The sequence below is a fragment of the Cupriavidus sp. CuC1 genome (assembly GCF_044627735.1).
Lineage (GTDB): Bacteria > Pseudomonadota > Gammaproteobacteria > Burkholderiales > Burkholderiaceae > Cupriavidus > Cupriavidus ulmosensis.
On record NZ_JBIUHC010000060.1, the window covers coordinates 17,356 to 42,613 of the forward strand.

22 protein-coding genes are annotated in these 25,258 nt (G+C 65.2%); 12 read left to right on the forward strand and 10 right to left on the reverse strand.

The window, feature by feature from the left end; all coding sequences use genetic code 11:
• Positions 1-2: 2 nt before the first annotated feature.
• The 3 genes from sdhD to ACGLHR_RS24470 all read right to left on the reverse strand — a co-directional run bounded on the left by sdhD (position 3) and on the right by ACGLHR_RS24470 (position 1,871).
• The gene (gene sdhD / locus ACGLHR_RS24460) at positions 3-368 is read right to left on the reverse strand and encodes a succinate dehydrogenase, hydrophobic membrane anchor protein (protein WP_043348033.1); all 366 of its coding nucleotides are present in this window, start codon (positions 366-368) and stop codon (positions 3-5) included.
• A 13-nt stretch (positions 369-381) separates the two neighbouring features.
• A complete protein-coding gene (gene sdhC / locus ACGLHR_RS24465) occupies positions 382-789 on the reverse strand; it encodes a succinate dehydrogenase, cytochrome b556 subunit (RefSeq protein ID WP_150993516.1) in 408 nt (135 codons plus the stop codon).
• 260 nt (positions 790-1,049) lie between these two features.
• Positions 1,050-1,871, reverse strand: a complete 822-nt coding sequence (locus tag ACGLHR_RS24470) for a GntR family transcriptional regulator (RefSeq protein WP_267603829.1) — start codon at positions 1,869-1,871, stop codon at positions 1,050-1,052.
• 340 nt (positions 1,872-2,211) lie between these two features.
• On the opposite strand from ACGLHR_RS24470, the gene ACGLHR_RS24475 reads away from it, so the two are divergent.
• From ACGLHR_RS24475 to ACGLHR_RS24510, 8 genes are all read left to right on the forward strand, one after another.
• Positions 2,212-3,195 carry a malate dehydrogenase gene (locus ACGLHR_RS24475; RefSeq protein WP_318234792.1) on the forward strand — a complete coding sequence of 328 codons (984 nt, stop codon included), beginning with the start codon at positions 2,212-2,214 and terminating at the stop codon, positions 3,193-3,195.
• A 121-nt stretch (positions 3,196-3,316) separates the two neighbouring features.
• Positions 3,317-4,297 carry an HpcH/HpaI aldolase/citrate lyase family protein gene (locus ACGLHR_RS24480; protein WP_400096707.1) on the forward strand — a complete coding sequence of 327 codons (981 nt, stop codon included), beginning with the start codon at positions 3,317-3,319 and terminating at the stop codon, positions 4,295-4,297.
• A gap of 91 nt (positions 4,298-4,388) precedes the next feature.
• The gene (prpC, locus tag ACGLHR_RS24485; protein ID WP_400096708.1) at positions 4,389-5,552 is read left to right on the forward strand and encodes a 2-methylcitrate synthase; all 1,164 of its coding nucleotides are present in this window, start codon (positions 4,389-4,391) and stop codon (positions 5,550-5,552) included.
• A 187-nt stretch (positions 5,553-5,739) separates the two neighbouring features.
• Entirely contained in the window at positions 5,740-6,279 is a 540-nt protein-coding gene (locus tag ACGLHR_RS24490) for a hypothetical protein (RefSeq protein ID WP_267603832.1), read from the forward strand.
• Positions 6,280-6,373: 94 nt separating this feature from the next.
• Positions 6,374-7,825 (forward strand): bifunctional 2-methylcitrate dehydratase/aconitate hydratase, encoded by a 1,452-nt coding sequence (locus tag ACGLHR_RS24495; protein ID WP_400096709.1) that lies wholly within the window; start codon positions 6,374-6,376, stop codon positions 7,823-7,825.
• 328 nt (positions 7,826-8,153) lie between these two features.
• Entirely contained in the window at positions 8,154-10,859 is a 2,706-nt protein-coding gene (gene acnA / locus ACGLHR_RS24500; protein WP_400096710.1) for an aconitate hydratase AcnA, read from the forward strand.
• A 273-nt stretch (positions 10,860-11,132) separates the two neighbouring features.
• Positions 11,133-11,279: a hypothetical protein gene (locus tag ACGLHR_RS24505; RefSeq protein WP_400096711.1), complete on the forward strand. Its 147-nt coding sequence runs from the start codon at positions 11,133-11,135 to the stop codon at positions 11,277-11,279.
• A 131-nt stretch (positions 11,280-11,410) separates the two neighbouring features.
• Positions 11,411-12,613 (forward strand): DUF2863 family protein, encoded by a 1,203-nt coding sequence (locus ACGLHR_RS24510; RefSeq protein ID WP_267603836.1) that lies wholly within the window; start codon positions 11,411-11,413, stop codon positions 12,611-12,613.
• Positions 12,614-12,686: 73 nt separating this feature from the next.
• On the opposite strand, the gene ACGLHR_RS24515 is transcribed toward ACGLHR_RS24510, so the two are convergent.
• Positions 12,687-13,361: a tRNA (guanine(46)-N(7))-methyltransferase TrmB gene (locus ACGLHR_RS24515; RefSeq protein WP_400096712.1), complete on the reverse strand. Its 675-nt coding sequence runs from the start codon at positions 13,359-13,361 to the stop codon at positions 12,687-12,689.
• Positions 13,362-13,618: 257 nt separating this feature from the next.
• Here ACGLHR_RS24515 and ACGLHR_RS24520 point away from each other — a divergent pair, with 257 nt between their 5' ends.
• Entirely contained in the window at positions 13,619-15,253 is a 1,635-nt protein-coding gene (locus tag ACGLHR_RS24520; RefSeq protein WP_400096713.1) for an ABC transporter substrate-binding protein, read from the forward strand.
• A gap of 64 nt (positions 15,254-15,317) precedes the next feature.
• On the opposite strand, the gene ACGLHR_RS24525 is transcribed toward ACGLHR_RS24520, so the two are convergent.
• The gene (locus ACGLHR_RS24525; protein ID WP_400096714.1) at positions 15,318-16,214 is read right to left on the reverse strand and encodes a spermidine synthase; all 897 of its coding nucleotides are present in this window, start codon (positions 16,212-16,214) and stop codon (positions 15,318-15,320) included.
• 74 nt (positions 16,215-16,288) lie between these two features.
• Entirely contained in the window at positions 16,289-17,044 is a 756-nt protein-coding gene (locus tag ACGLHR_RS24530) for a tetratricopeptide repeat protein (RefSeq protein WP_400096715.1), read from the reverse strand.
• Positions 17,045-17,280: 236 nt separating this feature from the next.
• Here ACGLHR_RS24530 and ACGLHR_RS24535 point away from each other — a divergent pair, with 236 nt between their 5' ends.
• Positions 17,281-17,976 carry a mobilization protein gene (locus ACGLHR_RS24535; RefSeq protein ID WP_400096716.1) on the forward strand — a complete coding sequence of 232 codons (696 nt, stop codon included), beginning with the start codon at positions 17,281-17,283 and terminating at the stop codon, positions 17,974-17,976.
• A 93-nt stretch (positions 17,977-18,069) separates the two neighbouring features.
• Here the strand turns inward: ACGLHR_RS24535 and ACGLHR_RS24540 are convergent, their stop codons facing one another.
• From ACGLHR_RS24540 to ACGLHR_RS24555, 4 genes are all read right to left on the reverse strand, one after another.
• Positions 18,070-19,206, reverse strand: coding sequence for a PLP-dependent cysteine synthase family protein (locus ACGLHR_RS24540; protein WP_400096732.1), 1,137 nt, complete (start codon positions 19,204-19,206; stop codon positions 18,070-18,072).
• Positions 19,207-19,411: 205 nt separating this feature from the next.
• Complete coding sequence (locus tag ACGLHR_RS24545; protein ID WP_400096717.1) at positions 19,412-19,930, reverse strand: DNA-deoxyinosine glycosylase; 519 nt, start codon at positions 19,928-19,930, stop codon at positions 19,412-19,414.
• Between the two features lie 131 nt (positions 19,931-20,061).
• Positions 20,062-21,975 (reverse strand): molecular chaperone HtpG, encoded by a 1,914-nt coding sequence (gene htpG / locus ACGLHR_RS24550; RefSeq protein ID WP_400096718.1) that lies wholly within the window; start codon positions 21,973-21,975, stop codon positions 20,062-20,064.
• Positions 21,976-22,143: 168 nt separating this feature from the next.
• On the reverse strand, positions 22,144-23,565 hold the full coding sequence (locus ACGLHR_RS24555; protein WP_400096733.1) for a PLP-dependent aminotransferase family protein: 1,422 nt from the start codon (positions 23,563-23,565) through the stop codon (positions 22,144-22,146).
• 198 nt (positions 23,566-23,763) lie between these two features.
• Between ACGLHR_RS24555 and ACGLHR_RS24560 the strand changes: the two genes are divergently transcribed.
• Together ACGLHR_RS24560 and ACGLHR_RS24565 are read left to right on the forward strand one after the other, a co-directional pair.
• Positions 23,764-24,456 (forward strand): VOC family protein, encoded by a 693-nt coding sequence (locus ACGLHR_RS24560; protein ID WP_400096719.1) that lies wholly within the window; start codon positions 23,764-23,766, stop codon positions 24,454-24,456.
• Between the two features lie 80 nt (positions 24,457-24,536).
• A complete protein-coding gene (locus ACGLHR_RS24565) occupies positions 24,537-25,253 on the forward strand; it encodes an alanyl-tRNA editing protein (protein WP_318234778.1) in 717 nt (238 codons plus the stop codon).
• Positions 25,254-25,258 lie beyond the last annotated feature (5 nt).

A 25,258-nucleotide genomic window follows, 5' to 3' on the forward strand; every position in this document is an offset into this window, starting at 1 on the left:
TATCACACCCTCCAGAGAATCTGAGCTGCGTAGCCCGCACAACCGACGAGCCACAGAATCGTAAGAACTTGCAGCACGAGGCGCACGGCCATCGGCTTCACATAGTCCATCCAGATGTCGCGCACGCCAATCCAGGCGTGATACAGCAGCGACAGGATGGTGAGGAACGTGATGATCTTCATCCACTGGTTGGAGAAGAGACCTGCCCACGCTTCGTAGGAAGCGCCGTTCGAGAGCAGGAAGGCGACTGCCAGCACGATGGTGAAGACCACCATGATGACTGCGGTGACGCGCTGCGCGAGCCAGTCTTTGAGACCGTAGTGCGCACCGACGACTAGACGCTTGGGACCGATATTATTATTTGCCACGTTGACTCTCTCCTCAGAACAGGCCGAACAGCTTCAGGCCGAACACAGCGGTGAGCAACAGGCTGATGATCAGCACGGCAACAGCGGACTTGGCCGAAGCGGGCTTGGTCACGCCAACGTGCACGTCGAGCAGCAGGAAACGGATGCCGGCGCAGAAGTGGTGCAGGTAACCCCAGATCAGTGCCAGCAGAACCAGCTTGACGAAGCCGCCGGACAGAAGCGCCGAGAACTTTGCGAAGCTCAGTTCGGAAGTGACGCTCTGCTCGAAGAGATACAGGACGAAAGGAAGGAGGAGGAACATCAGAGCACCGCTTGCACGATGCAGGATGGACACCTTGCCGGCCCAGGGCAACCTGTAACGCGCCAGCTGCGTCACATGGATGTTCCTGAACTCCGGCCTGGCTTGTTTGGCTTCAGCCATGCGAGACCCCATTTTGCGGTAAACAAAAAACGAAACTACTGAGCGCCCTGGATGCAAATGGATGCAGCCGGAGCAAATCCCGATAATTTTAGCGCCTTTGTTGCGCGGCGCACCAATAATTTTCAGCTATCGCGCACCAACATGGCGTGCCCGACAATCGCACGCAACCATGCCGCGAGGTAATCAGCCTTGCTTTGCGCAACAGCGGCGCCCGCCGTGGCTACAACAGCAATAATCGGCATGGATTGCAATCCGGCGTATCAGCTCAAATCGTTCTGATAATAGTGCCGGGTGGTTACATACAGGCCGCGGCGGACTTCGACGGGCCTGTCGCCATAGGTGAACGAGACGCGCTCCACGGACAAAAGCGGCGTGCCCGCGTCCACGGACAACAGCGACGCGGTGGCCTGATCTGCGGCCACCGCGCGGATTTTTTCGGTCGCCCGGATCATGCGCGTGCCGAATTCAGCCTCGAACAGCGCATACATCGGGCCCTTCCATTCGGTCAGCTTCTCGGCAGTCAGGCCCTTGAAGTTGGTGCCCAGCAGCCAGATTTCGTCCAGCACGGTCGGTTCGCCGGAGAAAAACAGCACGCGGCGGATCTGCACCACCCCATCGCCGGTGCGGATGTCGAGCAGGCGTGCGATTTCGGCCGGGGCGCGCAGGCGCTTGCATTCCAGCACCTGGCTGGAGCCATAATGGGGCTCGCCCTCGTCCGGCACCAGGCGCAGGAAGCGGAACTTCACGCCATCCTCGTGGTGCGTCGTGACAAAGGTGCCCTTGCCCTGGCGGCGCGCCACCAGGTTCTCGGCGGCGAGCTCATCGATGGCCTTGCGCACCGTGCCCTGGCTGACCTTGTAGCGGGCCGCCAGGTCCATTTCACTGGGAATCATGTCGCCCGGCTTCCACTCGCCGGATTGCAGGCTCTGCGTAATGAGCGCCTTGATCTGCTGGTAGAGCGGGCTGAACGTTGGAGAGGCCGCCGCCGCGGACGGCTGGGTCCCGGCGCCGGACGTAGCGGCGCCATTATCCTGCACTGCAGCAACGGCAGTGCCGGCGAGGGACGGGGGCAGGGATGACATAAGCGAATTTCACCACAAAACGAGGAAGCACGTCCAGCCCGCCATCAAATGTCTTATGTCTTATATAAGACATATGAATTGACAATGGTTTTGTGCAGGCCTACACTCCCGCAGGTTTCACGCCGGCATCCGCTCTGGATGCAGCACCCCTCTTCGCAGTAGACTTACGCTTTGTCGCACCCCATGACCCGTTGTGGCTCCCTCCAGTCGGTATCGCTAGCAGCGCGCCGGTGGATTGCCGCTTGCCGCCGTGGCGACAAATCCGCAACCGGTGACGTCCGGACTACCCTCCGGCCTGCCACCGACCAGTTTCCCCCTCTTCTTGTTTGGAGAATTACTCATGGCTAAAGCCCCAATGCGCGTCGCAGTCACCGGCGCCGCTGGCCAGATCGGCTACTCCCTGCTGTTCCGCATCGCCAACGGCGACATGCTTGGCAAAGACCAGCCGGTCATCCTCCAATTGCTCGACCTCCCGCAAGCCCAGGCCGCCGTCAAGGGCGTGGTGATGGAACTGGAAGATTGCGCATTCCCGCTGCTGGCCGGCGTGGTGATCACCGACGACCCCAAGGTCGCGTTCAAGGACGCCAACGTCGCGCTGCTGGTCGGTGCCCGTCCGCGTAGCAAGGGCATGGAGCGCAAGGACCTGCTCGAAGCCAACGCACAGATCTTCACGGTGCAAGGCAAGGCACTGGACGAAGTCGCCGCCCGCGACATCAAGGTGCTGGTGGTCGGCAACCCGGCCAACACCAACGCCTACATCGCGATGAAGTCGGCTCCGAGCCTGCCCAAGGAGAACTTCACCGCCATGCTGCGCCTGGATCACAATCGTGCCCTGTCGCAGATCGCCGCCAAGACCGGCAAGCCGGTCGCGTCGATCGAGAAGATGTTCGTCTGGGGCAACCACAGCCCGACCATGTACGCCGACTACCGCTACGCGACTGTCGACGGCCAGAGCGTCAAGGACCTGATCAACGACCAAGCCTGGAACAACGACGTGTTCCTGCCGACCGTTGGCAAGCGCGGCGCCGCCATCATCGAGGCGCGTGGCCTGTCGTCGGCAGCTTCGGCCGCCAACGCTGCCATCGACCACGTGCATGACTGGGTCCTGGGCTCGAACGGCAAGTGGGTCACCATGGGCATCCCGTCGGACGGTTCGTACGGCATCCCCGAAGACACCATGTTCGGCTTCCCGGTGACCACCGCCAACGGCAAGTACGAAATGGTCAAGGGCCTGGAAGTCGACGCCTACAGCCAGGAAAAGATCAACATCACGCTCAAGGAACTGGAAGAAGAGCGTGCCGGCGTGCAGCACCTGCTCGGCTGATCCAGGTAGCGCCAATGACTAGACCGGAGCCTCGCAACGATTCACGAATCGGCGCGGGCTCCGGTTTTTTCATTCTGGCGCCCCTCCCTTGCCTCCCTCAACCACTATCCGATTGAATAAAGTGCATCCTTCCGAGGTCTTGTTCCAGGGTGAAGCCATTCCGACGCAGTTGCCGGTCTGCGACCACTATGCCGGCAGCGAAAAGCTGATGCTGAAATCGCTTGCCCTGCAACAAGAGCTTGGGCCCGTCTTCGATATCACCTTCGACTGCGAAGACGGTGCCGCCGTCGGGCTGGAGCGCGATCACGCCGAGTTGTGCGCGCGCCTCATCAACGGCCAGCAGAACCGCTTCAACCGCGTAGGCGTACGCATCCACGACCCGGCCCACCCGAGCTGGCGCCAGGATATCGACATCCTGGTCGGCAGCGCCGGCGCCCGGCTGGCCTATGTGGTGGTGCCCAAGGTGACCGACGTGGTCGAGGTCGCGCGCGTCACGGATCACATGAACCAGGCGGCCCGCGCCGCCGGCATCGCGCGGCACATTCCCATCCATGTGTTGATAGAGACGCATGCCGCAGTAGACCAGGTGTTCGACATCGCCCGTCTCGTCCAGGTGGAATGCCTCAGCTTCGGCCTGATGGATTTTGTCTCTGCCCACCACGGCGCCATCCCGGGCGAGGCCATGCGCTCGCCGCAGCAGTTCGAGCACCCGTTGATCCGGCGCGCCATGCTGGAGATCTCGGCCGCCTGCCACCGTCACGGCAAAGTGCCCTCGCACAACGTCAGCACCGATATCGAGCAGCCATCCCGCGCCGGCGACGATGCCCAGCGCGCCCGGGCCGAATTCGGCTACCTGCGCAAGTGGAGCATCCACCCGAGCCAGATCCAGCCGATCGTTGCGGCCTTCCGGCCCAGCGGCGCTGAGATCGGCGCGTCCAGTGAAATCCTGCTTGCCGCCTACGAGAACAACTGGGCGCCGATCCGCCACCAGGGCCAGTTGCACGACCGCGCCAGCTACCGCTATTACTGGTCGCTGCTGCAGCGGGCGCACGCCACCGGCGCCGATTTGCCCGGCACCGTGCTGGAACGCTTCTTTGCATGAACGTTGCCTGGCGCGCGCCAGGCGATGACCACGGTGTAACACAGGGTCGAACCCGGGCTGGGCTCGGGTGAGAGACCAGACAGGAGACGCGATGTCAGAGCAGCAGCCAGTCCCGCAGAACGCCCCGAAGCCGAAGAAGTCCGTCGCCCTGTCTGGCGTTACCGCCGGCAATACCGCGCTGTGCACGGTCGGCCGCACCGGTAACGACCTGCACTACCGCGGCTACGACATCCTCGACATCGCCGAGACCTGCGAATTCGAGGAGATTGCCCACCTGCTGGTGCACGGCAAGCTCCCCACCCGCGCCGAACTGGCCGCCTACAAGGCCAAGCTCAAGGCCCTGCGCGGCCTGCCCGCCAACGTCAAGGCCGCCCTCGAATGGGTGCCCGCCAGCGCCCACCCGATGGACGTGATGCGCACCGGCGTGTCCGTGCTCGGCACCGTGCTGCCGGAAAAGGGCGACCACAACACCCCCGGCGCGCGCGACATCGCCGACCGCCTGATGGCCAGCCTGGGCTCGATGCTGCTGTACTGGTACCACTACAGCCACAATGGCCGCCGCATCGAGGTGGAGACCGACGACGACACCATCGGCGCGCACTTCCTGCACCTGCTGCACGGCCAGAAGCCCTCGGCGCTGTGGGAACGCGCCATGCAGACCTCGCTCAACCTGTACGCCGAGCACGAGTTCAACGCCTCCACCTTCGCCGGGCGCGTGATCGCCGGCACGGGCTCGGACATGTACTCGTCGATCTGCGGCGCCATCGGCGCGCTGCGCGGCCCCAAGCACGGCGGCGCCAACGAAGTGGCGTTCGAGATCCAGAAGCGCTACGACAGCCCGGACGAGGCGCACATCGACATCTCGCGCCGCGTGGAAAACAAGGAAGTGGTGATCGGTTTCGGCCACCCGGTGTACACGGTTTCCGACCCGCGCAACCAGGTGATCAAGGAAGTGGCGCGCCGCCTGTCCAAGGATGCCGGCTCGATGAAGATGTTCGACATTGCCGATCGCATTGAAGCCACCATGCAGGATGGCAAGAAGATGTTCGCCAACCTCGACTGGTTCAGCGCGGTGAGCTATCACATGATGGGCGTGCCCACCGCCATGTTCACGCCGCTGTTCGTGATTTCTCGCACCTCGGGCTGGGCAGCGCACATTATCGAGCAACGCATCGACAACAAGATCATCCGCCCCAGCGCGAACTACACCGGGCCGGAAGACCTGAAGTTCGTGCCGATCGGCAAGCGCAAATAGCTGGAAAAGCGGCCTACCATGTAGCGAGGGAGCCCTTGCCCGCCATGGGGCCGCGCCGAATTGTGTAACCGATGGTAGGGGTACTACGCCCCGACTTTCAAATCGTAGAGAATAGCGGCGGACTTGTGACTGCCGGCCTTCCCGGCTATCCACCGCCTTTGACCCAACTCCAGAAGGAACCCACAGAATGAAGCATCTTGTCCTCGCCGCCTGCATCGGCGCATTTACGCTGACCACCGCCGGTGCTGCGATGGCCCAGGAACCGGCCAAGAAGGCCGCTCCCGCCAAGAAGGCGCCTGCCAAGAAGAGCACCAAGAAGACTGCCGCCGCAGAACCCGCGGCCGTCCCGAGTGGCGAAAAATGGCAATGCGAACTGGGCCATGTCCTGTACATCGGCGGCAACATGCGGCGCGATGAAGTCATCACCGTGAACTGGGAGGGCAAGGAATACCGCCTGCCGCGCCTGTCCACCGTCACCGGTGCCGACCGCTATTTCGACCAGCGCTCCGGCCTGGACCTGGTTGTGATCCCGAGCAAGGCCATGCTGTTCAACAAGAACGCCGGCCAACGCCTTGCCGACGAATGCCAGACCGCCGACATGCAGGCTGGCGGCTCGGCCCCGACCCAGGCTGGCGCGCTGCGCGCTCCGGTCGCCACCCCTCTGCTGGTTGCCCCGTCGGCCCCGGCAGCCGATGCGCCCCAGGCACCCGCAGCCCCCAAGCAGTAAGCAGTAACCCTTGCAGTAGCAAGGGGCCGTGGCCAGACATCGTCTGCCTACGGCCCCATGGGCACCAGGAAGCACAAATATCCGAGGGAATCCCATGTCCGCGCATATTTCGAACGTCCGCCCCGAACCGGACACGGTACTGGTCGACATCGTCGACTACGTCACCAGGTACCAGGTCAAGAGCGCGCTTGCCTACGACACGGCCCGCAACTGCCTGATCGACACGCTCGGCTGCGGCCTCGAAGCCCTGTCATACCCGGCCTGCACCAAGCTGCTGGGTCCGATCGTGCCCGGCACGGTGGTCCCCAACGGTGCCAAGGTGCCCGGCACCCAATTCCAGCTCGACCCGATCCAGGCCGCCTTCAATATCGGCGCCATGATCCGCTGGCTCGATTTCAACGACACCTGGCTGGCCGCCGAATGGGGCCATCCGTCCGACAACCTAGGCGGCATCCTCGCCACCGCCGACTGGCTCTCGCGCAATAACGTGGCCGCCGGGCGCAAGCCGCTGACCATGAAGGACGTGCTCACGGGCATGATCAAGGCCCATGAGATCCAGGGCTGCATCGCGCTGGAAAACTCCTTCAACAAGGTCGGCCTGGACCACGTGGTGCTGGTCAAGGTGGCCTCCACCGCCGTGGTTGCGCAGATGCTTGGCCTGGCCAGGGACGAAATCCTCAACGCGGTGTCCCTCGCCTGGGTCGACGGGCAATCGCTGCGCACCTACCGGCACGCCCCCAACACCGGCAGCCGCAAGAGCTGGGCTGCCGGCGACGCCACCAGCCGCGCGGTACGCCTGGCGCTGATCGCCAGGACCGGCGAGATGGGCTATCCGTCGGTGCTGAGCGCCAAGGGCTGGGGCTTCTACGACGTGCTGTTCAAGGGCCAGCCCTTCCGGTTCCAGCGCCCGTATGGCACCTACGTGATGGAGAACGTGCTGTTCAAGATCGCCTTCCCGGCTGAATTCCACTCGCAGACCGCGGTGGAAGCCGCCATGACCCTGCACGGCCAACTGGCCGCCTCGGGCAAGGCGGCAGCGGATATCAGGCTGGTCACCATTCGTACCCATGAGGCCTGCATCCGCATCATCGACAAGAAAGGCCCGCTGGCCAACCCCGCCGACCGCGACCATTGCATACAGTACATGGTAGCGGTGCCGCTGCTGTTCGGTCGGCTGACCGCCGAGGACTATGAAGACAAGGTCGCGGCGGACCCGCGCATCGACGCCCTGCGAGACAAGATCGTGTGCGTGGAAGACCCACAGTTCACCGCCGACTACCACGACCCGGAAAAGCGCTCGATCGCCAATGCGCTGACCGTGGAACTGAACGACGGCACGGTGCTGCCCGAAGTCGTGGTGGAATATCCGCTCGGCCACAAGCGCCGGCGCGATGAGGGCATCCCGCTGCTGGTGGAGAAGTTCAAGACCAACCTGGCCCGCCGTTTCCCGGCCAAGCAGCAGCAAGCAATCCTGGCCGTGTCGCTGGACCAGGCCCGCCTGGAGGCCATGCCGGTCAATGAGTATGTCGACCTCTACGTGATCTGAGTGATCTGAGTGATCTGAGTGATCTGAGTGATCTGAGTGATTTGAGCCATCTGAGAAAAAACAGGGGCAATTCGCGCGCGGCAAGGCCATCGGGGGCTGACGGGGTCTGCCGGCTTGGCCTAAAATCCACGCGGCACGTACCTTGGTTTAGGGATTCAGCAGCAAAGCAGTCCTGCAAGATCAATAAGCAAGAAAAGCAGTAGGCATGAACACGGCGCGCAACCCGCGCCGCGCGCCGCGCGGCAGTCCTGCTTCACCGGCAGCCGGCGGCGATAGACGATTTACGAGTCCAAGCAAGTCCGCACCATCCTTCGATTGGAGTAAGGCAATGCCCCACAATCTCAATAAGACTCTGAAAGAATTCAAGATCGGCCCGTCCGGCAAGGGCCAGTTCTACTCCCTGCCGCAACTGGGCAAGGCACTAGGCGTGGCTGTCGAACGCCTGCCGGTATCGATCCGCGTCGTGCTGGAATCCGTGCTGCGCAACTGCGACGGCAAGAAGGTCACCGAGGAGCACGTCAGGCAGCTCGCCCACTGGAAGCCCGTCGCCGACCGTGTCGACGAGATCCCGTTCGTGGTCGCGCGCGTGGTGCTGCAGGATTTCACCGGCGTGCCCTTGCTGGCCGACCTGGCCGCCATGCGTAACGTGGCCGAGAAAATGGGCCAGAACCCGAAGAAGATCGAGCCGCTGGTTCCCGTTGACCTGGTGGTCGACCACTCGGTGCAGATCGACCACTTCCGCGAGAAGAACGCGCTGGACCTGAACATGAAACTGGAATTCCAGCGCAACAATGAGCGCTACCAGTTCATGAAGTGGGGCATGCAAGCCTTCGATACCTTTGGCGTGGTGCAGCCGGGTTTCGGCATCGTGCACCAGGTGAACCTGGAGTACCTGGCCCGCGGCGTGCACAAGAAGGACGGCGTGTACTACCCTGACACCCTGGTCGGCACCGACAGCCACACCACCATGATCAACGGCATCGGCGTGGTGGGCTGGGGCGTGGGCGGCATCGAGGCGGAAGCCGGCATGCTGGGCCAGCCGGTCTATTTCCTGACGCCCGACGTGGTTGGCGTGGAACTGAAGGGCCGCCTGCGCGAAGGCGTGACGGCGACCGACCTGGTGCTCACCATCACCGAAATGCTGCGCCGCGAGAAGGTCGTCGGCAAGTTCGTCGAGTTCTTCGGCGAAGGCACGGCCAGCCTGGCATTGCCGGACCGCGCCACCATCGGCAACATGGCACCGGAATACGGCGCCACCATGGGCTTCTTCCCGGTCGACGAGAAAACCATCGATTACTTCAAGGGCACCGGCCGCACCGAAGAAGAAATCGCCGCCTTCGAAGGCTACTTCCGCGCCCAGAAGATGTTCGGCGTGCCCAAGGCCGGCGAGATCGACTACACCAATGTGGTGACCCTCGACCTTGGCTCCGTGGCGCCGTCGCTCGCCGGCCCCAAGCGCCCGCAGGACCGCATCGAGATCGGCAACGTCAAGTCCACCTTTGCCTCGCTGTTCGCCAAGCCGACCGCCGAGAACGGCTTCAACAAGGACATCGCGGAACTCGACAAGACCTACACCACGACCGACGGCTTGAACGTGAAGAGCGGCGACGTGCTGATCGCCGCCATCACGTCCTGCACCAACACCTCCAACCCGAGCGTGCTGCTGGCAGCCGGCCTGCTGGCCAAGAAGGCGGTGGAAGCCGGCCTCACGGTGGCGCCGCACATCAAGACGTCGCTCGCCCCTGGCAGCCGCGTGGTGACGGAATACCTGCAAGCCGCCGGCCTGCTGCCGTACCTGGAAAAGCTGGGCTTCGGCGTGACCGCCTACGGCTGCACCACCTGCATCGGCAACGCCGGCGACCTGACGCCGGAACTGAACGAGGCGATCACCAAGAACGACCTGGTGGCCGCCGCCGTGCTGTCGGGCAACCGCAACTTCGAAGCCCGCATCCACCCGAACATCCGCGCCAACTTCCTGGCCTCGCCGCCGCTGGTGGTGGCCTACGCCATCGCCGGCAACGTCACGCGCGACCTGATGACCGAGCCGGTGGGCACGGGCAAGGGCGGCCGCGAGATCTACCTGGGCGACATCTGGCCGACCTCGGAAGAAATCCACGCGCTGATGAAGTACGCGATGGACTCGAAGGTGTTCAAGACCAACTACGAGCAGGTCAAGAAGCCGAGCAAGCTGTGGTCCCAGGTCAAGGGCACCAAGGGCCAGGTCTACGACTGGCCCAAGTCCACCTATATCGCCGAGCCGCCCTTCTTCGAGGACTTCGGCATGGAGCCGGCCGCCACCCAGTCGAGCGTGCGCAACGCGCGCGCGCTGGGCGTATTCGGCGACTCCGTGACCACCGACCACATCTCGCCGGCCGGCTCGATCAAGGAATCGTCGCCCGCGGGCAAGTACCTGCTGGCCAACGGCGTGCTCAAGGCGGACTTCAACAGCTACGGCTCGCGCCGCGGCAACCATGAGGTCATGATGCGCGGCACCTTTGCCAATGTGCGCATCAAGAACCTGATGCTGCCGGTCAAGGCCGACGGCTCGCGCGTGGAAGGCGGCGTCACGCTGCACCAGCCTTCCGGCGAAGAAATGTCGATCTACGACGCCGCCATGAAGTACATCGCTGAAGGCACGCCCACCGTGGTGTTCGGCGGCGAGGAGTATGGCACGGGCTCGTCGCGCGACTGGGCGGCCAAGGGCACCCAGCTGCTCGGCGTGAAGGCCGTCATCACGCGCAGCTTCGAGCGCATCCACCGCTCCAACCTGGTCGGCATGGGCGTGCTGCCCCTGCAGTTCAAGGGCAGCGACAGCGTGCAGACGCTCGGCATCACCGGCAACGAGACCTTCGACATCGAAGGCATCGAAGGCGAGCTGAAGCCGCAGCAGGATGTGACGCTGGTGATCAACCGCGCCAACGGTGACGTGCAGCGCGTGCAGGTGCTGCTGCGCATCGACACCCCGATCGAGGTCGACTACTACAACCACGGCGGCATCCTGCCGTTCGTGCTGCGTCAGTTGCTGGCCGCCTGACCGGCAAGCCCTGGGCCCTTCGGGGCCAAGGGGTGACGCCGCTGGCTGTGCGCCTCTTTTGGAGGCCATGGCCAGCGGCGTTTTTCTTTGTGGCGCCATTCGCGCTGGCCCTAAAGCGCATCAGCCGTCGCTTGTACCGGGCTTACCCCAGGTGTTGGCCAGTGTAAGTTCCACGCAAGCCTGCCCTGCCAAACTGGCCTGCATCCACAAAGAAAACGCCTTGCGCGGGACAGCCATGTCGGCCAGCCCCGCCAGAAACGCACAGGAGACACCATGGCAAAGATTTTCATCGCATTCGTCGTCATTGCCGGCGCGGCACTGTATATGCTGTCCAAAGGCGGCGACATTTCGATGGGCGGCGAGCAGCACGGCGTGGAAACCCACGCGCCAGAGGCTGCGCAAACGCCCGCGCAGAAGTAAAACCCTGGCGGATCCGCTGCTGCGCGGACCGGCCTGACGCAACGCAATACAGCCGCCCGGCGCCTGGCGGCTTTTTTTGTCAACGCAGCGAGTAGAATACCGTTTTACCGAAAAACGGATGATTTCGACTTATGGCAGGTTTTCGCCCCAAGGCTTCCCAACGTCTTTCGCCTGACGCCGAGCGTCTGGTGGCCGATGCGCTTGCGCTCGATGCCTCGGGCAGCCGCATGGAAGATGGCTACTGGGAGCGGCGTCTATCGCAGCGCCTGGGCCGGCTCCTGAAGAACGGCAGCCAGTCCGCGCTCGACGCAGCGCTCGAACACCTGTTCAAGCACAACGCCGACGCATCCGACGTGCTTGCCGAGCAAGCCGAGACCCTGGCCGAATCGGCTACCGTCGAAATCGACGGCGTCAGCTATGACGCCCTGCTGATCGCCGCGCCCATCCTGGCCCACACCCGCTACGCCATCCCGTCCGGCGCGCTCAAGCCCGAGCTGACGCAGACGCTGGCCGTGCACATGCAGGCGCATGTGCTGGCGGCCAACACCAAGATGGCGCTGTCGCCCTACCTGTACAGCATCGACCAGCTGCCGCGCACGCACAGCGACACCTTTGCCCTGACCTACAAGCTGGTATCGGCCGCCATGGCCGGCACCACGCCCAAGGTCGACCTGCGCGACCTGCCGGAAACCGCGCCGATCCTGGCCGATCCGCGCTACCTGCTGGCCGTGGTGGTGGCGCCGCACGAGCAAGCCCTGTTCCGCTGGCAGGAAGACGCCAAGGAGCACCATGCCGAGCGCAGCGTGTGCCTGGAGCAATGGCGCACGCAGGTGCAGCCCTCGATCGCGCTGCTGATGCCCGGCTGCGAGTTCGACCTGCTGCTGCCGGACGCCTTCTTCCTGTCCTGCCGCGAATCCGACAAGAGCATCCGCCCGCTGACCGTGCGCGCCGCCGTCAACTACCTGTGCGGCACGCTGGACGTGCCCGCCGGCCAGATGGCGGCCGTGGTGGCGGCCTTTGGCGAGGAGGAAGTCGAGGAATACCGCGTGGGCTTCACCATGCGCGGCGAGAAGGATGTGATCTACGGCATCGTCTGGCCGGTGTACGGCCGCGAGTCCGGCGAGATCGACGCCAGCGAGAAGGACAACCCGCTGGAGCAGATCTGCGAAGAACTGCGCAACGCCGGCGTGGAAGACATCTTCCGCCACGCCGCGCTGTTCGACCCCGAGTATTGCGAAGACTGCGGCACGCCGCTTTACGCCGACCGCTCGGGCGAGATCGTGCACGCCGAACTGCCGGAAGACGCACCCACGCAGCAGCCACTGTTCCACTAGGCGTGTTCCACTAAGCGCTGCGTTGCTTCCCCCTGCCTGACCGACGGCCCGCCTTGCGCGGGCCGTTTTTCATTCAGCCGGCGCAAGGCGGGCTGACGCAGCGCCACAGCGCATGGCCGGACGCCGCGTACTTGCGCTCGAACGGCGTGATGGCCTCGGCCGGCTGCCACAGCTCGACCTGTGCCGGCCGGCCAACCAGCGCCAGCGCCTGGGCGAACTCATCGATATAGACCTGCCAGTTGCTGCGGCACTCCAGGTAAGCGCCGCACGCAGCCAGCGCCGGAAACACCGCATGCCCCTGCCAGCGCCGCCCCAGGTGGCCGATCTTGGGCCAGGGGTTGGGATACAGCACGTAATGGCGATCCACGGCGACGCGATCCGCCTGCAGCATCCGCCAGACGTCGACCAGGTCCGCACGCGCCCAGGCGAAATTGACCGGCATCGGGCCGTCCCACCAATCCTTGCCCCCGGTCAGCCGCTTTTCCGACTGATCCACGCCGATCACAAAGTGCCCGGGGAACGCCGTGGCCAGGCGCAAGGTGCTCTCCCCCACGCCACAGCCGGCATCCAGGATCAACGGGGCCGCCCCGGCCTGCTGCCATTGCTGCAATGCAAGATCCAGCGCGCGCCGGCTCGGCTCGCCGATGGGCTTGCGAAAGGGCTCGGCCAGGTGGCGGGCCACGCGCGCCGCGAGGTGGTCGTGGACATCGGCCTGGGCCGAGGTGATGGTGCGGGAGTTGGCAAACATGGGCGGGATTCTACCCGGCTGCCGATCGATGCGGGATCGCCCGGGCTTGCGGTTTTGGCAACAGCCATGGACAAATGCCATCCACTGCGGCGAGCATAAGGATATGACGTCGATGTCGCACGCAGATGTCGTTTTAACGGCACAATGCGGGCAACCGGGGTGGCAAGCGGGCCGGCCAAGCGTGGCCCGCCACCCCATCTGAGAACCCGCCGCCGCCATCCCATCCTGGCGACGGCCCGTACGAGGAGCGCATCCCGATGACCGCCACACGCCGCACACGCCACCCCTACAGCCTCACCGCCATGATGCCGCGCCGCGCGCTGCTGCAGGCCGGCGCCGCGCTCGCGCTCGGCAGCGCCGCGCTGATGCTGTTGCCCGCCGGTGCGGCGCAGGCCGAAGACCTGCGCATCGGCCTGTCCGCCGATGTGACCTCGATGGATCCGCAGTGGAACAACGCCGGCCCCAACAATGCCATCGCGCTGCATATCTTCGAGTCGCTGGTGTTCATGGACAAGAACGCCCGCTTCATCCCCGGCCTGGCGCTGTCATGGAAGCCGGTCAACGCCATCACCTGGGAAATCAAGCTGCGTCCCAACGTGAAATGGCATGACGGCACGCCGTTCACCAGCGAAGACGTCAAGGCCTCGCTCGAGCGCCCCGACAAGCTCACCAACAGCCCGGGCTCCTTCACCAGCTACACCAAGCCCATCGCGCGCATCGACACGCCCGACCCGCTGACCGTGCGCCTGACCATGAGCGTGCCGAACTACGCCAACCTGGCCAACGACCTGAACAGCGTGCCGATCATGCCGAAGAAGGTAGCGGCCACGCTAAGCCAGGCGGACTTCGATTCGGGCAAGGCGATGATCGGCACCGGTCCGTTCAAGTTCGTGCGCTTCGCGCGCGGGCAGGAAATCGTGATGGCGAAGAACCCCGACTACTGGGGCCCGAAGCCGGAATGGGATCGCGCGATCTTCCGCATCATCACGGACAACGGCGCGCGCAGTGCGGCGCTGCTGTCCGGCGACGTCGACGTGATCGAAAGCGTGCCGTCCGCCGACGTGGCCAAGCTCAAACAGAACCCCAAGTTCCGCATCGAGCAGCAGGTCTCGTGGCGCACCATCTTCTGGCAGATGGACCAGTCGCGCGACAACCCGCCCTTCGTCACCGACAAAGCCGGCAAGCCGCTGGGCAAGAACCCATTCAAGGACGTACGCGTGCGCGCCGCCATCAGCAAGGCACTCAACCGCGACGCCATTGTCAGCCGCATCATGGAAGGCCTGGCCGTGCCGGCCTCATCGATCGTCTCGCCGCAGATCTTCGGCCACCCCGGCACCAAACCCGATGCCTACGACCCCGAAGGCGCCAAGAAGCTGCTGGCCGCGGCGGGCTATCCGGATGGCTTCGGCCTGACGCTGCACGCCACCAACAACCGCTACCTGAACGATGCCGCCGTGGCACAGGCCACCGCCAGCATGCTCACGCGCATCGGTATCCAGACCAAGGTGGAGACGCTGCCGGTAGCGGCGTACTTCACCCGCGCGCGCCAGGGCGACTTCGCATTCGAGATGCTGGGCTGGGGCTCGGCAGCGGCCGACGTGGCGCTGCGCTCGATCACCGGCACGCCGAATCCCAAGACGGGATACGGCACGTGGAACTGGGGCAAATACAGCAATACCCAGCTTGACCAGCTGATCGAAAAATCGCTGACCACGGTGACCAGCGACAAAACGCGCGAGGAGAACGCACGAACCGCAGCCAAGTTCGCGCTGGCCGATCACGCCATCATCCCCTCGCACAGCCAGCTGGCGATGTGGGCGATGCGCAAGGACCTGAAGTACGAAGCCCGCACCGACGAATGGTCGCTGGCGCAGTTCTTCCACAAGCAGTAAGAGGCGTCTCACGATGCGGCGCCGGGCTTTGAACCCGGCGCCCCTCGCTACCTGGCCGCTTGAATCAGATCCGCAAGCCGTCTTCCTGGTTTGCGTTCGCCGCCCGCAATTTCTTCACCCAGTCGCGCGCCGGCAAGCCGGTGGTGTCCTCCACCACCTTGGCGCGCACCTCCAGTACATCCCACGACACATCGATCGCCGGCCCGTTGAAAGCCAGGGCAATGACATTGCCGTCATGCACTTCGGGAAACACCAGCACGCGGTTATCGAATGCCTCGCAGATCCGCACGATGTTCTTGGGAAAGCTGTCGTGGTCGCCGAACAGGTTGATGGTCATCACGCCCGGCGCCTTCAGCACGCGGCGGCAGGCCTTGTAGAAGGCGGTGGTGTCCAGCACCGGTCCGCGCGCGGTGGCGTCGTAGAGATCGACCTGCAGGACATCGAGGGCGCCGGTGTGCGCGCCGTCCATCACGTAATCCCAGGCATCCTGCTCACGCACGGTAAGGCGCTCGTCATCCTCGCGCAGGCCGAACATGCTGCGCCCGGCCACGATCACGGAAGGATTCAGCTCCACGGCAGTCACGCGCGCGCGGTTGAACTGGCGATGGCAGAACTTGGTCAGCGCGGCCGCGCCCAGGCCCAGCTGCGTCACGTGGAAATCCGGTGCCGACGGCGACAGGAACAGCAGCCACGCCATCATCTGCTGTGCGTACTCCAGTTCGATGGCATCGGGCTTGCGCAGACGCATGGCGCCCTGCACCCATTCGGTGCCGAAATGCAGGTAGCGCACGCCTTCCATTTCAGAAAAGGTCACCGGCGCGAAACGCGGGGTCATGCGCTTTTCCTCGCGCTGCGCGGCTTGCGCGCCTCGTGCGCCGCGTGCGCCGTCAGGGCTGCGCGTGCCGCGCGCAGGACGGCGCGAGGCCACGGCTTCAATCGATTTACGTTTGAGAAGAGTCATGGTGGTCAGAAAGAATACGTATAGGCGTGCCGCCCGCCTGGGCGGCACGTAAGTCGGTTCGGGCCGATCCGGGATCAGGCTTTGCCGAGCGCGCCCTGGGCACGCTGCAGCCACTCCCGGTTGTGCTCGCGGGCGTGGCGCGGCCAGTGCTTGCCGTCGTGCACGATTTCCGCGTAAAGCGCGTGGGCGCGATCGCGGTCGGCCGGCTCCCCGCGTGTCGTCAGCCAGTCGGCAAACAGGCAGCGCGCGGCGGCATCGCTGGCACAGGTCAGCGCCTGTTCGAATGCGGCCCGCGTGCCGGGCGCATCCGACGCGGCCAGCGCGCGGGCGTACAGCAAGGCAGGGTCGGCTTGCTGGCGGGCCTGGGGCTGGGAGGCGAACAGCCGCTCCAGCGCAGCCGCGGCAGCGGCATGGCCGCCGGTGGCGAACTGCGCGCGCGCCAGCCCCAGCAGCAGCGCCGGGTCGGTGGCGAACGGCCCGCTGGCAGCGGCTTCATAGTGTTCCAGCGCGGCCTTGGGCTCGCCGGCCTCGAGCAAGGCGGCGCCCAGGCGCATGCGGTGATCGACGGTGGGCGCGCGGTCGAACGCGTCGCGCGCCTCGCGCACCGCGCGGTTGGGGTCGACCAGTTGGCCAATGGCGCGCTTGGCGGCCCGCGCGCCGCGCGTCTGGCGCAGGCCGGGCAGGTAGATGGCAAAGAAATACACCACGCTGCCCAGGCCCGGGAAGGCGAACAGGAGCAGCAGCCAGTACATGTTCTGCTGGGTGCGCACCGCGTGCACGGCGAAGAACACCGCGATGATGACGTGAAAACCAATTCCTAGATACGGCATTGTCTATCTATCCTGCAAAGCGTTAGCCGGCGGACTCTCCACCGGCATGCATGGCCGCGATTGTGACAGAAGTGGGCGGCGTGCCTGATGCGGCATGCTACTTGCTACTGTCACAAATGCCTTTTACGGTAAGGTTGTTTTTGCGTTTACCTTCCGGGCTGACCTTCCGGGCTTACCTTACCAAAACCCGAGACGCCCCTTCCATCCAGGCCCTCCACGACAAAGGATCCGCAGATATGAGCTACATCCACTTCATCGGTGGTGAAAAAGGCGGCGTCGGCAAATCGCTCGTCGCCCGCCTGCTAGCCCAGCATTTTATCGACCGGAGCATGCCGTTCCTGGGTTTCGATACCGACAAGTCGCATGGTGCGCTGCTGCGCTTCTATGCCGACTTTGCCGCGCCCGCCGTGCTGGACAAGCACGATAGCCTGGACCCGATTATCGAGCACGCCGTCGAAGACCCGCAGCGGCGCATCCTGGTCGACCTCGCGGCCCAGACGCAGCACTCACTAGCAAAATGGATGGATGATGCCGACGTGCTGGCACTGGCCGAAGAGCATGGCCTGACGCTCACCTGGTGGCACGTCATGGATGCGGGCCGCGATTCCGTCGACCTGCTGCGCCAGTGGCTCGACCAGTTCGGCGGCCGCATCAAGCTGGTGCTGGTCCTCAATGAAGTCCGCGGCGATCGCTTCGAGATCCTGGAAGCCTCGGGCGAACGCGCCCGCGCGCAAGCGCTGGGCGCCAGCGTGATGACGCTGCGCCACCTGCCCGATACGACGATGCAGAAGATCGACCAGCAAAGCACCAGCTTCTGGGCCGCGGTCAATCATCCGGATCGCGCCGCCACCGGGCTCGGCATGCTGGAGCGGCAGCGCGTCAAGGTCTGGCTGAACCGGGCCTATGGCGAGATGGCGGCGCTGGCGTTGTGATGCGGAAGAACTGGCGGCCGGGGCACCATCGCTGCCCCGGCCGCTGTCGCCGAAGATGCGCGCGCCACGGCGCCAGCTCGTGCTGCCCCGGGGCTACGTAGCCCCCTGAATCCCAGCCCCGGCAGCCTCCAGTCCAGCAAGCGCCTGCTGCGTCAGCATCGGCTCGCCGTTCACTGCACGGGCGATCAGGGCATCAGGCTCCGCCACCGGGATTCCCTGCGCCTGGTACCACGCGTCGTCGTAGTAGGTGTGGCTGTAGCGTTCGCCGCTATCGCACAGCAGGCTGACGATAGCCCCCTCCTCACCCGCCGCCGCCGTCCGCTCGGCCAGATACAGCACACCGACGAAATTGGTGCCTGTCGAGCCGCCCACGCGACGCCCGAAGCGCCCGGCCAGATAGCGCATCGCGGCAAAGGACAAGGCATCGGGCACCTTGAGCATCGCATCGATACACGTCGGAATAAAGGAGCGTTCGACACGCGGGCGGCCAATGCCCTCGATCCTCGATCCGACATCCAGGCTCAGGCGGCTGTCCGCCTGGCCCGCCAGCGTGCTTTTGAAATAGTCGAAAAATACGGAGTTCTCCGGGTCGGCGCAAAGAATGCGGGTTCTGTGTCGACTGTAGGCTACGTAGCGGCCCAAGGTTGCGACGGTGCCACCGGTACCGCCGCTGGCAACGAGCCACGTCGGAACCGGGTGTTCCTCGTCAGCCATCTGCTTGAAGATCGACTCGGCGATATTGTTGTTGGCGCGCCAGTCGGTAGCACGCTCCGCATAGGTGAACTGGTCCATGAAATGGCCCCCGGCTTCCACCGCAATACGGTGCGACTCCGTATAGATGTCTGATGGATTGCCAACCAGGTGGCAGCGCCCGCCATAGAACTCGATCGCTTCGATTTTCGCCCTTGAAGTGCCCGCCGGAATCACAGCTACGAAGGGCAAGCCGAGCAGCCTGGCAAAGTAGGCTTCGGAGATGGCCGTCGAGCCGCTGGACGCCTCCACTACCGTGCCTCTCTCGTTCAGCCAGCCATTGCAAAGCGCGTAGAGAAACAGCGATCTCGCCAGGCGATGTTTCAGGCTGCCGGTCGGATGACTGGATTCATCCTTGAAATAGAAGCGGATGCGCGGATAGCCCGGCAGGTCCAGCGGGATCAGGTGCGTATCGGCGGAACGGTTGAAGTCGGCTTCGATCTTGCGAATCGCTTCGCGGGTCCAGTCTGAGCGTGGCATGGGAACCTTCACCGAAATGACTGCGAACAGAACAACTGCCTTGGGCGCCCGGACTATCTCATGGCGCGTCGATTGGCATTTCGAGATTTCGATCATAGACTGCCGAGCGGCGCTGCGGCAATTTACTCCCCCTCAAGAACCTCATGGACTAGGGACGGGGAGTCAATCGCCAAATGCCTGCACATCCAGATCAGGACGTACGCATTTACGACAGAAGCCTGCGCCACAAAGCGAGCTTCTGCTCGAAATTGCGCGCCGCATGCGCCGGGCTCGATGAGGGCAGCACGACAGTCTCATAGCCTGCCGCCGCGAACTGCGCGGCGAAACGACCCGACGTACCGCCGTTGAAACCGACGCGGCGCAACTCGGGCGCCAGGGCATGCAGGCGCGCGAAATCGTTGGCCTGCGGATAGCGGATATTGGAGTCCAGGCTGCCCTCGCGCACGCAGGCGCCGAGCACATCCCACACGCCGATGCGGTGGGCTAGCAGCCGCACCAGCCGATCTGCGTAAGGCAAGTCAGGCAGCGGCTCGCCGGTCAGCGCACCCAGCAGTGGCCAGAATTGGTTGCGCGGATGCGCGTAGTACTGCTGCGCCGCGAGCGACGCGGCACCGGGAAAGCTGCCCAGCACCAGCACGCGCGTGTGCCGGTCGATGACCGGAGGCAGGCCTTGCTGGAGATCGGGGGCGAGAATCGGGGGGGATGCGGGGGATGGGACTGGCATGGAATGAGTGGACTTGGCCCGGGGGAGGACAGGCGCCTGTGCAGCTTGTGTGCGTTAGCTTGCTGCTGGCGCCCGCCCTCTCCCCCGCCCCTCTCCCACAAGTGTGGGAGAGGGGCGCAAACCAGCTACGCTTACGCCAGCAGCTTGTTGACGCGCTGCACGTAGATCGACGGATCTTCCAGCGTGCCGCCCTCGGCCAGCAGGGCCTGGTCGAACAGCACGTGCACGCGATCGCCGAAGGCGTCGTCCGTGGGGCCGGCTTCGACCAGCGCGCGCAGCTTCTTCACCAGCGCGTGGTCGGGGTTCAGCTCCAGGATCGGCTGGGCGTCGGGCGCCTTCTGGCCGGCCTGCTTCAGCAGGCGTTGCAGGTAGCCGCTCATGTCGCCTTCGTCCGACACCAGGCACGATGCCGACTCGGTCAGGCGCAGCGTGACGCGCACGTCCTTGGCCTTGCCATCCAGCACAGCCTTGGCGCTTTCCAGCACTGCCTTCCAGTCGCCTTCGGCTTTCTCCTGCTCGGCCTTCTCGTCGGCGTCGGCCAGCGCGCCCAGCTCCAGGTCGCCGCGTGCCACCGAGACCAGTTCCTTGCCATCGAACTCGCGCAGGAAGGACAGCATCCATTCGTCCACGCGGTCCGTCAGCAGCAGGACTTCGATGCCCTTCTTGCGGAACACTTCCAGGTGCGGGCTCGACTTGGCCGCGGCCCAGCTATCGGCCGTGACGTAGTAGATCTTGTCCTGGCCTTCCTTCATGCGGCCCACGTAGGCAGCCAGCGCCACGCTCTGCTCGGCGCTGTCCTGATGCGTGGAAGCAAAGCGCACCAGCTTGGCAATGCGCTCCAGGTTGGCGGCGTCTTCGCCCAGGCCTTCCTTGAGCGCCTGGCCGAACTGTTGCCAGAAGGTGGTGTACTTGGCGCGTTCGGCTTCGTCCTCGCTGTCGGCCAGCGTCTCCAGCATCGACAGCACGCGCTTGGTGCAGCCTTCGCGGATGGCCTTCACGTCGCGGCTTTCCTGCAGCAGTTCGCGCGAGACGTTGAGCGGGAGGTCGGCCGAATCCACCACGCCCTTGACGAAGCGCAGGTAGGCCGGCAGCAGTTGCTCGGCATCGTCCATGATGAAGACGCGCTTCACATAGAGCTTGAGGCCGGCCTTATGGTTGCGGTCCCACATGTCGAACGGCGCGCGTGCCGGCACGTACAGCAGCTGGGTGTATTCGCTGCGGCCTTCGACGCGGTTGTGGGTGTAGGCCAGCGGCGCTTCGTTGTCGTGCGCGATGTGCTGGTAGAAGGCGGTGTACTGCTCTTCGGTGATGTCCGACTTGGAGCGGGTCCACAGCGCGCTCGCCTGGTTCACGCTCTCCCACTCGCCGGTGGTCTTGTAGGCGCTGGTCTCGGCATCCCACACTTCCTTGGGCATGCGGATCGGCAGCGAGATATGGTCGGAGTATTTCTGGATGATGCCCTTGAGCTTCCAGGCCGAGAGGAAATCGTCCTCGCCTTCGCGCAGGTGCAGCGTGATGGTGGAACCGCGCTCCGCGCGGTCGATGGCGTCCACCGTGAACTCGCCGTCGCCGGTGCTTTCCCAGCGCACGGCTTCGCTGGCGGGCAGGCCGGCGCGGCGCGTTTCCACGGTGACCTTGTCGGCCACGATGAACGCCGAGTAAAAGCCCACGCCGAACTGGCCGATCAGGGCGGCGTCCTTCTGCTGGTCGCCGGAGAGCTGCTGGAAGAATTCCTTGGTGCCCGAGCGGGCGATAGTGCCGAGGTTGCGGATCGCCTCGTCGCGGCTCATGCCGATGCCGTTATCGGTGATCTTCAGCGTGCGCGCCTTGGCGTCGGCCTCGATGCGGATCGCCAGGTCGGCGTCGTTCTCGAGCAGGGCCGGGTTGGCAATCGCCTCGAAGCGCAGCTTGTCAGTGGCGTCGGAAGCATTCGAAACCAGCTCGCGCAGGAAAATTTCCTTGTTGCTGTACAGCGAGTGGATCATCAGGTGCAGCAGTTGCTTCACTTCCGCCTGGAAGCTCATCGTCTCGTGCGGTGCGGTCATGGTTCTCCTCTTAACAATCTTGGATAACTTTGGCTGATCTGGCCGATCTGGCCACATCTGGGAATCTGGGCCATGTGGCGGGCCGGCGCCCCGGGGGGCAGCCAGCCGCCGTCAGGCCGGTGACCCGAAACATAGGGGCATCCGGCCGCTTTTCAAGACATGACCGGCCTAGCGCCGCTCCAGTTGGCGCGCCAGGAAGTCCAGCATGGCGGGGTCATGGCTGCTGGCCACATTGAAGCGCATCCAGCCGGACGGCATCTGGGAAGGCGAAAACAAGCTGCCGGGGGCGAACAGGTAGCCCTCCTCGTGCCCGGCGACAGCAATGGCGTTGGTATCGCGCCCCGTGTCCGCCCACAGGTACATGCCGGCGTGCTGGCCGGGAAAGAGCGACAGGCCCATCCGCTCGATGGTGCGCCGGGTCTCATCGCGGGCGCGGTCGAGCCGGTTGCGCACCCGCTCCACGTGCTTGCGGTAGTGGCCTTCGGTCAGCACCTTGTAGAGCACGCGCTCGTTGATCTCCGGCGAGGCCAGGCCGGCCAGCAGCTTGCTGTCGGTGAGGCTGGCGACCAGCTCCGGGTGGGCGGCGATAAAGCCCACGCGCAGGTTGGCGGCCAGCGTCTTGGAAAAGCTGCCCAGGTAGATCACCCGGCGCAGCTGGTCCAGGCTGGCCAGCCGCGTGGCGGAGTGACCCGGCGGGCACAAGTCGCAATAGATGTCGTCCTCGACGATCAGCAGGTCGTACTGCTCGGCGAGGCGCAGCAGCTGGAAGGCCTTGGCGGCCGACAGGGAGGTGCCGGTGGGGTTGTGCAGCACCGAGTTGATCACCATCAGGCGCGGCCGGCGCGCCTGCAGGATGCGCTCCAGCGCCTCCAGGTCCGGCCCCTCGGCGGTGTAGGGCATGCCGATCAGCTGCGCGCCCTGGGCGGCGAAGCGGCCAAACATGACGAACCAGGCCGGGTCGCCCACCAGCACGGCGTCGCCGGGGCGCAGGTAGAGCCGGGCGATCAGGTCGAGCGCCTGCGTGATGCCGGAGGTGAGCACGATCTGCTCGGGGGTGGCGCCGATCTCCAGCTCGGCCAGGCGGTTGCGCAATTGCTGGCGCAGCGGCAGGAAACCCTGCGGCGTGCCGCTGGCCAGGAAATGGCCGCCCGGCTGGCGGCCCAGCCCGCGCAGCGCGCTGGCGATCAGGTCGCCGTCGAGCCAGTCGTTGGGGAGGAAGCCCATGCCTGGCGATTTATGCGGCTCGGTCGAGTGGAACATGCTGCGCAGCAGCCAGGTCACGTCGATGTTGCGCGCGCCGGTCGAGACCGGGGCTACCGCCGTGACCTGCGGCGTGCGCTCGCGCACATAGAAGCCGGAGCCACGGCGAGAATCCAGGTAGCCCAACGCCACCAGCCGCTCGTAGGCCTCGACCACGGTGAAGCGCGAGATGCCCTTTTCCTGCGCCAGCTGGCGGATCGAGGGCATGCGCATGCCGGCGCGGAACACCCGCTCGTCGATGCGCAGCCGCGCCCATTCGGTCAGTTGCTCCACCAGCGTCATCTGCGCCGAGGGCACCGGGTCGGGCATGCGCTCGGTGGGAGGCGGCATGACCAGGCGCAATGACCGCACCTGTTCGCCAGCCTGGGAGGCCGCGCCGTCCTGCTTACCTGCCCCGGCTCCTTTATCCTTGAGCCCTGGCGCAACCGGTTCCCTGCTGTTCATGCCTTGCTCCCGCCACTGTACTGAGAATGTTCTGCATAACTGTATCGGTACTGTACCGACAACCTTGTCTACCATCAACACACAATGCCAATAGCCCTCGACCATCTCGTGATCGCCGCCCCCACGCTTGAAGCGGGGGCGCAGCATGTCGCCGACGCGCTCGGCGTGGCGCCCCAGCCGGGCGGCGCCCACCCTGGCATGGGCACCCACAATTGCCTGCTCGGCTTGTTCGGCGGCATCTACCTGGAAGTCATCGCCATCGACCCCGAGGCACCCGTCCCCGCCCGGCCGCGCTGGTTTGGCCTGGACACCGAGGCGGTACAGGCCCGCCTGCGCCATGGCCCCTTCCTGATGCACTGGGTAGCGCGGGTGGAACGCCCGACCGACCTGTCCCTGTGGCAATCGCAATACCCCAGGCGCATCGCACCGGTCATCCCGATGACCCGTGGCGATCTGCGCTGGCGCATCACCGTGCCGGAAGACGGCAACCTGCCCTCGTGGCCGGCTGACGATGCCGATGGCGCGGACCGCCCGGCGACGCCGGGCGACGGCATCCTCCCCACGCTGATCCAGTGGGATGTGTCGACCCACCCTTCGTCCCGGCTGCCGAACCAGGGCCTGGCGCTGCGCACGCTGCGGGCACGCCATCCGCAGGCGGCCCGGCTGGCCGAGGCCACGCAGTGGCTGGGGGGTTGTCCGATCACCCTGGAGGCTTCCACCCTCGCGGAACTGAGCGCGGAAATAGAAACGCCCGACGGTGTGCGCACGCTGCGCTGAACCCGGCTCCGTCCGCCGCAGCAAGCAAGCCACAAACAAAAAGCAGCAACCACAAGAACAACCGCCAAGGAGACCCTTTGATGTCCGCCACCCGCAAGCGCTTCGACGACGACGCCTACCTCGGCAGCTGCACCGCCACCGTGGTGGCCGTGCACGCTGACGGCATCGAGCTCGACCAGACCGTGTGCTACGCGCGCAGCGGCGGCCAGGCAGGCGATACCGGCACGCTCAAGCTGGCCAACGGCGCCACCATCGCACTGCTGGAAACGGTGTACGCCCCGGACCGCAGCCACATCCTGCACGTGCCGGCGCCGGGCGCCGCGCTGCCGGAGCCGGGCGACATCGTTGCCGTCACCATCGACTGGGAGCGCCGCCACCGGCTGATGCGGCTGCATACCTGCCTGCACCTGCTGGGTTCGCTGATCCCCGTGCCGGTGACCGGCTGCGGCATCTCGCCGGACTCGGCGCGCATCGACTTCGACCTGCCGGAATCCACGCTCGACAAGGCCGTGCTCACCGAGCAGCTCAACGCGCTGATCGGCGCCGACAGCCGCGTGCAGGTGGACCGCATCACGCCCGAGCAGCTCGCCGAGCAGCCCGAGCTGGTGCGCACGGTGGGGGCCGCGCCGCCCGCGGGCAGCGGCATCATCCGCATCATCGACATCCCCGGCGTGGACCGCCAGCCTTGCGGTGGCACCCATGTGGCGGCCACCGGCGAGATCGGTGCCGTGCTGGTGACCAAGATCGAGAAGAAGAGCCGCACCAACCGCCGCGTGGTCGTGCAGTTCGCTGCGTGAGGGAG